The sequence below is a fragment of the Bartonella sp. AP258QHHD genome (genome assembly GCF_042196145.1).
Lineage (GTDB): Bacteria > Pseudomonadota > Alphaproteobacteria > Rhizobiales > Rhizobiaceae > Bartonella.
Map to the genome: position 1 here is coordinate 1 of NZ_JBHIPR010000070.1, position 8,842 is coordinate 8,842.

The 8,842-nt window shown below is 37.4% G+C and carries 11 protein-coding genes and 2 pseudogenes; 10 read left to right on the plus strand and 3 right to left on the minus strand.

Annotated features, from left to right (window positions below):
- Positions 1-455: 455 nt before the first annotated feature.
- Positions 456-1,511, minus strand: a complete 1,056-nt coding sequence (locus tag ACFIMM_RS08135; protein ID WP_144755027.1) for a type I restriction endonuclease — start codon at positions 1,509-1,511, stop codon at positions 456-458.
- 19 nt (positions 1,512-1,530) lie between these two features.
- Entirely contained in the window at positions 1,531-2,184 is a 654-nt protein-coding gene (locus ACFIMM_RS08140; RefSeq protein WP_004856665.1) for a LexA family transcriptional regulator, read from the minus strand.
- Positions 2,185-2,278: 94 nt separating this feature from the next.
- Between ACFIMM_RS08140 and ACFIMM_RS08145 the strand changes: the two genes are divergently transcribed.
- From ACFIMM_RS08145 to ACFIMM_RS08185, 9 genes and pseudogenes are all read left to right on the plus strand, one after another.
- Positions 2,279-2,554 carry a helix-turn-helix domain-containing protein gene (locus ACFIMM_RS08145; RefSeq protein ID WP_375682614.1) on the plus strand — a complete coding sequence of 92 codons (276 nt, stop codon included), beginning with the start codon at positions 2,279-2,281 and terminating at the stop codon, positions 2,552-2,554.
- An 18-nt stretch (positions 2,555-2,572) separates the two neighbouring features.
- Entirely contained in the window at positions 2,573-2,941 is a 369-nt protein-coding gene (locus tag ACFIMM_RS08150; RefSeq protein ID WP_375613947.1) for a hypothetical protein, read from the plus strand.
- Between the two features lie 123 nt (positions 2,942-3,064).
- Entirely contained in the window at positions 3,065-3,382 is a 318-nt protein-coding gene (locus ACFIMM_RS08155; protein ID WP_375613946.1) for a dATP/dGTP diphosphohydrolase domain-containing protein, read from the plus strand.
- Between the two features lie 8 nt (positions 3,383-3,390).
- Entirely contained in the window at positions 3,391-3,822 is a 432-nt protein-coding gene (locus ACFIMM_RS08160; protein WP_375633225.1) for a hypothetical protein, read from the plus strand.
- Between the two features lie 405 nt (positions 3,823-4,227).
- Entirely contained in the window at positions 4,228-4,698 is a 471-nt protein-coding gene (locus tag ACFIMM_RS08165; protein WP_375682613.1) for a crossover junction endodeoxyribonuclease RuvC, read from the plus strand.
- Positions 4,688-5,931: pseudogene (locus ACFIMM_RS08170) on the plus strand (hypothetical protein). Before ACFIMM_RS08165 ends, ACFIMM_RS08170 begins: the two are co-directional and overlap by 11 nt.
- Positions 5,915-6,349, plus strand: coding sequence for a hypothetical protein (locus ACFIMM_RS08175; RefSeq protein WP_375682612.1), 435 nt, complete (start codon positions 5,915-5,917; stop codon positions 6,347-6,349). The pseudogene ACFIMM_RS08170 and the gene ACFIMM_RS08175 overlap by 17 nt, the downstream one beginning before the upstream one ends.
- A 159-nt stretch (positions 6,350-6,508) precedes the next feature.
- The gene (locus ACFIMM_RS08180; protein WP_375692694.1) at positions 6,509-6,835 is read left to right on the plus strand and encodes a hypothetical protein; all 327 of its coding nucleotides are present in this window, start codon (positions 6,509-6,511) and stop codon (positions 6,833-6,835) included.
- A 266-nt stretch (positions 6,836-7,101) separates the two neighbouring features.
- Positions 7,102-7,692: pseudogene (locus ACFIMM_RS08185) on the plus strand (antA/AntB antirepressor family protein).
- Positions 7,693-7,733: 41 nt separating this feature from the next.
- Here ACFIMM_RS08185 and ACFIMM_RS08190 read toward each other — a convergent pair.
- The gene (locus ACFIMM_RS08190; protein ID WP_375682610.1) at positions 7,734-8,162 is read right to left on the minus strand and encodes a type II toxin-antitoxin system HicB family antitoxin; all 429 of its coding nucleotides are present in this window, start codon (positions 8,160-8,162) and stop codon (positions 7,734-7,736) included.
- Between the two features lie 559 nt (positions 8,163-8,721).
- Between ACFIMM_RS08190 and ACFIMM_RS08195 the strand changes: the two genes are divergently transcribed.
- Positions 8,722-8,842 (plus strand): single-stranded DNA-binding protein (locus tag ACFIMM_RS08195; RefSeq protein WP_375640084.1); only part of this gene is annotated, 121 nt, incomplete at its 3' end.

The following is an 8,842-nucleotide window of genomic DNA, read 5'->3' on the forward strand; positions in this document are numbered from 1 at the left end:
ACAACTAATAAGATTTCATCAGAATTTATAAGAATTGGCTTATCCATAATTTTTCCTCCCTAACGCCTCTTGGCGATTGTTCGTGTTAATGTAATTTAATCTACACCAGATCGGCTTTTGCTTCTTCGTGATATGTTGTTATAGAGGAGTATACCGTAAAGGATTATTATGGTCAAGTCATTTTATGCTAAAATGGTTTTTTATAAATGAACTTTAATATTTATTACGAATCGGTTTGGGTATTGTAGCGTTCAGTGTAGAGGCATGATACTTCCTAGTATCCCGTAAAAAAATAAATCAGTTAGCTGTATTTGAAATTTATATGCAGGAAAAATTGGGGCAGTGTGCAGACAGAGCCAATCGATGGGTAGATAACGCCGTAGTTTTTTTATAAAAACTGCGGACGAACAAAAAAACCCCGCTTCAGCGGGGCATACATAGGTTGTTAGAATATCTTATAAATATTTTTTTGCTGTTTCTCTTATTCTGTCTGCAAAATCATAAATATTATCTAGCGTTTCAATACCGACTTTTTCATCAATATCAGTATCGAAAAGGGCTAGTTGCTTATGTTTTCTGTTAAAGTGCAGTCGAACCAACGGCTTTCTGTTATTATTGTCAATTAAAATGGCGCAGTACGACTTTGCATCTCTGATAACAATACGGTCGGCAGAAATAACTTCACGCGCAATTGCCTTGACAATCATGAAGCCTTCAACTTCCTCTTCGGTCGTTATTATGGCATGTTCATTACCAATAGATGTAGCAATATTATCTTGCTTGTCGGTTTCAGTTGTTGTTTGTAAAGCGCTAGAAAGCCGACTTTTTACCGCATCAGATATTACTTCGCGAAACGCATTTTTAGTAACACCTGTGAGCATTTCTAAGACATTAGCAGTCAGGCGCCCTTCATAAACATCCGCACAAGCAACACGAACAAAACCTTCGGACGGATTTTCTATTTCTTTTTGGATGTTTTGTTTTATTCCAGATACATATTTGAGCTGCTCGGCTGTCACCAATATATTTTCAATATTAAATGCTGAGCGTTCAAACTTTTTAAGCTCTGTAAGTACCACAGTATTGTATTCTATTACATCAAAAGTAAGGAATGGCCTATTATCGAGCTTGTTTGCAGCATCAAGATCTGTGTAAAAATGAAAAAATCGACCATTTGTCAAAATCGCGAATTTAGCATTCGTTACACTAAAGTATCGATATAATTGACTTAAATGCTTTGAACTCAATTCGCAAGATATCGGTTTGCACTCAAAAAGAATACGTATCTCACCGTCTATACGGATAGCATAGTCAACTTTTTCACCTTTTTTACCAACGGCATCAGCAGTAAACTCGGGAATGACTTCAAGTGGATCGAAAATATCATACCCAAGTGCGCGCAGAAATGGTAAAACGACCGCTGTTTTGACCGCTTCTTCAGTTAACATAGTATCTGAATGATTTTTGACTTTATCAGCTATTATTTTTAAGCTCTCGTCTACTGTCCCCATTCCCGCTTCTCCTTTGTTTTCAGGGTTTTCTTAAAATCCAAAGAACTTTCCCAACTACACGAATCTCCTCTCCATCAGTTGCCCCATTTATTTTGATAGGTTCTTGATGATTGGGTTCAGTACTTTCAGGCCATAGTTCAAATCCACTAATAGTTTGACGTATACGTTTAGCTGTACGCTCAATCATTTGACCATTGAATCGGCTGCGTTCAACTATCACGAGATCGTTAGGTTCCACATTAATGCCGGCTTTTATTATGTCTACGCAAATAAGTTGATCACCATCACGAGCAATTTTGTTAAGGCAGTTGCCCTCGATTTTTAAAGCAAATTGAAAGTGAGCTGGGTATTTTGAGGTGCTGGGTACATATTCTATGTCATCAAATCCAAAATCCATATCTTCGACCGACATCCACGAGCTAGCAGCAACTTTTCCTATCACCGGTATCATTCCAATAGCATTAGATATGGGATGTATTTCCTCGTTTTCTGGGAAAAGAAGATTAAACGGCTTTACACCAAGATGTGGTGCTAACTTTTCCGCCCACTCTTTGGTTAATTTTCGCTCACCTTTTTCAAGCCGTTTTATTTGAGGTTGCGTGGTACCAGCTTTTTCAGCCAATTTCACCTGTGTGAGTCCCAAATCTTTCCTCAATTTTTTAATTATATGCATGCTTTAAACCTTACACCAAGACTGCTTATTTAACAAAGTCCATAAAGGTATTTTTTATTGACTAAAACAGTCTTTTATGGTATTTATTTGAATTATGGAAAAATTGAAATCATATCTCACACGAAATAAACTATCTCAAGCCGAATTTGGGAAGCAAGTTGGCGTAGCACAGAGTACGATTAACAGGTATTTACGCGGCTTGCGGTTTCCTGAGCCTGAAATTGTCTTAAAGATTGAAAAGACAACCAATGGTATTGTTCGTCCCGTTGACTGGTATGTCGATTTATACCCACGCCCCTCTCTTGAAGAGGTGGGCGTGCCACTTACTACAGCTGATAACAAACACCGACAGCATCATTCACACTCTTAAAGAAGAAAGAAAGTAAAGATGGATTATGGTTTAGCGGCAATTATTATACTTTTTACGACCAATGTAATTACGGTTTTTTGTTTGTGGGCCTATCGTAAAGTTTTTTATTTATATCGTAAAAAAGAGCAAAGCTATGTAAATGTTTTGCAAAAATCATATTATACTTTTTATATTTTGAAAGATTTAATACAGGAAATAGGTTTTCCAGAAGGCTGTACAATCGTTTTTAATAATTCTGATTGGAATTTTTCTTTTGATGAAAACAACCATTTAATAGCCAAAAATTCTTTAGGACCAGAATTGTCCATAAAGATGCATGGCGACACAAAATATTTCAAAGAAAACTCTCAAAAAATTTTTGAAAAACACAATCGGTCCAAACATTAAATGTAACGAGATGAGGCATGCAGTGTATTTTTGAATTGAGTAAGTTCATTTTTTTTAATTTATGACTAAACGCTCTGTCATAGCAAACATATAAATACGTAGAGCCTTAAGGGGGGGATAATCATGGTTTTTAAAGCACATAAGAATGACATTGGTAAACCGCGTGTTGATCTTATTCCACCGTTGACACTGATTGAAATCGGTAGAGTTTTAGAGCTTGGAGAAAACAAATACGGTGCAAGCAATTGGCGTCATGGCATGAATTGGAGCCGTTTGTATGGAGCTTCTTTACGTCATTTATTAGCATGGTTTGGTGGAGAGAATAAGGATGGCGAGAGTAATTTATCACACTTGGCACATGCGGCTTGTTGCATTCTTTTTTTAATGGAATGCGAGGCAAAACGGATTGGCCGAGATGACCGCCCTAAAAGCAAAGAATAGAGATCAGAATGAGTTCGAATGAGATTTTAATAGCGGGCTTGGTAGTTTTGGGAGCTTTGCTTGTATGCGGAGCGATGTTGCGTGTTGTATTTTATTATCGCAACAAAGTCAAAGTTCTTAAAGAGCAGGTCTTGACTTTAAAAAGCAGCATAAAAACTCTTGATGAAGAATACGCGTGGTCAAGAAGTGCATCTTCAAAGGACGTGGCAAAGAGAACTAGTGATCTGAATATTGCAATTAAAGAACGCGATAGAGCGATAAAAGAACTACAACAAAGGACTGAAGAACATGAAAAGGCATTCAGAGATGTAAGTGAAGTAGTGATGGCACTAAAAGCAGATGTTCAATCACGTGACGAGGAAATTGAAAGACTAAGACAAGAGCTTAAGCAGCGTGAAGGTGCAGTAAAAACGCCGCCTCATAAGAAGAAAAGAAAGTGAGGGAAAAAAGATGAGTGTGACAGCGATAGCTTTGGGTATTGCATTTGTGATCTTTGATTTACTTATAATCTCCTTTGTTGTCTCGGAAATATTAGACAAAAAGAACGATAAACTCCGTGAGATCATTTCGAAAAAACATAAAATTTTACACGATTTGAAAATGCATATCTTCAAGAATGGGGTGGGAACATGAATCTAGGTGAATTAGTACTCTACTTATTCATATCAATAAATGCAGTGTTTTTTATTGCAATGATGGTTTTTATACTTTTAGTTGCGCCTATTTACATAGTGTATACTTCTGCTCAACCCGTCATAAAAAAGAAGAAAATTCTTAAGGAATTAGATGCTGAGATTGAGAGTTTAAAGCACAAGATTAATGAGAAGTAGGTACTGGTGATTTAGATGTCTCATACAATTCTTTGCCTTGATCTAGGGACTAAGACAGGCTGGGCGCTTCGTGATGCAGATGGTTTTATCACAAGTGATACAGAACATTTTCAATCACGCCGTTTTGAAGGCGGTGGCATGCGTTACTTGCGCTTTAAGAAATGGCTTACTGAACTAAAGAGGTCTGTTGATGAAATTGATGCAGTGTATTTTGAAGAGGTCCGCCGGCATGTGGGTACAGACGCTTCTCATATTTATGGGGGCTTTCTAGCAACATTAACGGCGTGGTGTGAACATCATCAGATACCGTATGAAGGCATTCCCGTTGGTACCATTAAGAAAGCAATGACAGGCAAAGGGAATGCGTCAAAAGAAGAAATGATTAAGGCAATGCGTGCAAAAGGTCACGCGCCTTGTGACGACAACGAAGCAGATGCTTTGGCAATTTTATATTTAATGAAAGAAGGGGGTATATATGTCCAGTAAATTACCGTGGACGAGGCTGTTTGCAGATAGGTGGATTCTTGATCTTGCTTGTTTATCTCCCATTGAATGCAATGTTTATATAAAATTGCGTTTGCAAATGCTTTACACTGGAGAGCCGCTTTTAAATAACACAAAGGTCTGGGCTAATTACACTGGTTGTTCAGTAAAAATGTTTATGAAAGCGTTAGAAGTTTTAATAAGCACGGGTCATATCGAACGTTTAGACGATGGGTGTTTATGGAGTTTAAAAGTTGAAGAAGAACTCAATAACTCTAATGAAAGCTTAGATAAAGTATCGAAGACATCTCGGTCAAAGAAGTTATCAGAGAGAGCAAAGAAAGCAGCGCAGGCAAGATGGGATAAACATACAAATGATGCTTGTGATGATGCTAAAGCCATTGAAAATACTGATAAAAACAATGCTAAAGCCATGCTTAACGATGCTAAAGTTATTAAGCATGATGCTAACAGTATGCTTAAGGATGCTAAGCATGATGCTTACGACATGCTTAATGATGCCTATATATATATAACATAAACAATAACAATAACACTAACATTAACAGTTATAATAAAAAAACTAAAACTATCGTTTTAGCAAAAAAAGAAATTGGTTCTGAAGATTTAGAAACAATCGATTTGGTTGACGAGCCAACAGAGGTTGCTGCTGTTGAGATCACATCAGAGCAAATCGAAACCTCATCAGACAACCAACCTTCCATTCACGAGCAAGAGAACGTTCCCAAAAAAGCAAAACGAGCGCAAGCTAATCGCGGTTGTCGATTGCCAGAGGATTTCAAACCTAATTTGCAATACGCAATCGATCAAGGATTAACGCATGATGAGGCGCTGTTAGAAACCGAACGGTTCACAAATTACTGGATAGCAAACCCAGGTAAAAATGCAAACAAACGAGATTGGCAAAGGACTTGGTACAATTGGGTCACAAGCCCTATCGGAACGCTAGCAAAGAAAAAAGCAAGATTAGAACAGGAAAAACGGTTAGGTGGTTATCATGGAAAATTCACTCAGAAAACTTTCACAGAACAGCTTGCAGAAGGCTTCAACGAACTCAGAGATCATCTCTCATCTGGAGAAGATTATGGAAATGATCAGTCCGGGGTATCCATTGACGCTGAAAGCTGGGAATACATTGACGAAACAGGAGGAAGAGCAAACCTTAGATGCTTGCAATCTTCTACAAGCGTTGCTCTCTGTGAAAGCTTCAGTTAAGCAAATTGAGCAAGCTTCTTTCCTACTCTCAAGCATGAGAGTCCCTGCGAACACAGATTCCAAAGCCGTTGTTCTATCCTATAGCATGATGCTGGAACGGATTTCAGCATATGCTCTGAAAAAAGGCGTCGAAGATATCGTAACTGGTCAAGCAATTGGGATATCAAAAACATTTATGCCAACTTGTGGAGAGCTTTTAACTTATTGCCAGACACTAGAAAATACCCTTCTTTCAAAAGCCGAAACTGTACGTAGAGCAATTGAAAACACACGTGAGAAAACACTCAAAGAAAAAACAGCGAAAGAGCATTTTAGACCACTAACGCTTGTTCACAAGCAAGAGCTTGAAGAGACTTTAAATGGCATTGGTGGGATAATGAAACGCTTTGGTTCACAGCAAACTAGTGAAAAGTGCTGATCATTTTACGATTAGACGTGCATTTAAATCGACAAAAAGGTACCGTACAAAGCGATTTAAAGATTTTACGATGAAAAACCATATCTCTGTAATATAAAACGCTCTGTACGGTCAAATTTTAGGTAAATAGACCAATTGGTAAAATTATGGACTAAAAACATGAGAATATTAAAAGACCTGTTCTTAAAAAAGCGTAAACAACCAATGCAAAAAGAGTTTATTGCAACAGCTGTTGGTTATGTTCCTTGGGGGGACGGAGCAGAGGAGTATTTTTACAACCTCTACGAATATGAAGACGGCACAAGAGAGTGTGAAAAGTTTGATGGCGGCCAGTATTATACCACACCAGAAAATGCGGATTTTAGTACCAAAGCGCAGGTGAAAGCATGGGTTTACGGTGGTGCTATTCCGAAAAGCATTCTGAATTACGAACCTCTTATAGATGAGATCAATAAAGAGATCAAAAAATTATCGGAAGCCGCTTGACATTATTACAGCAATATGAATAATCGAATTAGGTGCCTGAAAACACCTTGATAACAAGCGGATTAGTTGCCGAAATAACTAATCTTCTAGACATTAAAGATTTTGACTCGTTATATGCTGTAGCATATAACGATCTTGTCGGGTGTAGTTATGCTATACAATACCTTCATGGGGAAAGCGTAACGACGGACTTGTTACCGTGTTTTCAGCACCCGGCACTCTTTTAGAATGTCAATGAAAACATATTAAGTAACAAGGAATTCATCATGAACACTCTTATTAAAATTACAGAACAAACTATTGGAAAAGAAACAGTTCAAACTGTCAATGCACGCGAGTTGCATACGTTTTTAGAAGTTAATATACGCTTCAACGATTGAATTTCACGACGGGTTGAAGAATATTCTTTTCAAGAAAATCAGGACTTTGTGAGTTTTACTCAAAAAAGAGTAAAACCTAATGCCTCTCAAGAAAATCAAGGTGTTATGAGTTTCGGTAAAAATTTACCGAAACCTAAAGGTGGTCGTCCAAGTATCGAATATCACCTCACTCTAGACATGGCAAAAGAGCTTTCCATGGTTGAACGCAATGAGAAAGGCAGACAAGCTCGTCGTTACTTTATTGAGTGTGAAAAGAAACTAAAAAACCAAGCTGTTGATTATGATAATGATACGCGCTTTGATTTGCCAAGTTATTGGGAAGGTATGAACGCTGGCGAAAAAGTTTTATATCTTTTAGGTCCTATTCATATGCGTCTTCTTGATGCCTTCAGAGTAGATGAAGAGAACAGAAAATACAAAGCCCTTATTAAAGAAGCAAAACAGGTTCTAGCAAGATCTGTCGTAAAAGCTGCTTAGATTTAAAAACATAACTCCCCATTTTAAAAGTGGGGAGGAAGTTAAGCCGCATTTTTGATTGTAATAACGACTTGCTTGCCAAGAACACTCAGTGCTTGCTCTAGTGTTTGAAGCTTAGTTGGATAATTTGGATCAAGAATGCGTCTTGCTTCTGTTTCTTTTTTACCCAAACGATGTGCCAATTCTGTTTTTGTGATATTCGCTTCATTAAAGGCTTCTACCACTGCGAGCTTAAGAGCATTCCACGCATCTACCGTAACCTCTACAAGGTCTTTATACTGTTGTCGCATTGGTAAAGGCAAACCACGCATAGGATAGCTCCGTAATGCTAACCCTAAAGCTTCAACAGCATTCTCTAATGCCTCTGCTCTATTTTCTCCAGCTGTTATTGCTTCTGGTACATCTGGAAAAATCACAATAAAACCACCATCCGGATCAGATTCCAGTTTTGCTTGATACGTATATTCCATGTTTAGGTCTCCTCACTATGATCAAAATGTTTTTGAAACGAAAAATTAAAGCCGTTGAGAGAGTAACTCATACCCCCAACTGCTTTTTTATTATTTTCACGTAAAGTGGGGTCAATTCACCAGATTTTATAACGGTTGTCTTGTCTCCAAAAGTTACCAAATAATGTGACCCTTTGCCTGCATCAGGAGCTTCACTGTAATGAATGCCTCTTTTTCTGGCTTCTTTACGTAATTCTCTAAGCAGTGCTTCCGTTTCATTTAGCCTCCCCCTTTTTTCATAAAATGAATATCGCACAAAAAGGTTCGATAGTCAACAATAAATCGAACAAAAAAGTTTGATACAGACTCTTAATGAAAGGATATTTATTAAAAAGTTAAAAGAAGAAATAAGAAAGCCATGCCATTTGTGTGACATGGTTTTTTGATAAATAATTTGTCAAACAATATTATAATGTAATACTTAAAAAACTGTTATTAATAAACTGAAATAATTGTATAAATATGCAAATTATGCTAAGATTTTTCATGTATAAATTGCTAATCTAATGGGGCTACAAATATGCTAAATAAAGTGACGTTAATCGGGCGCCTTGGTGCCAATCCCGAAAGCAAAACAATGAATTCTGGAGCAGAAATAGTCAATTTTAGTATAGCGACTTCTGAGAGCTATACAGATAAAA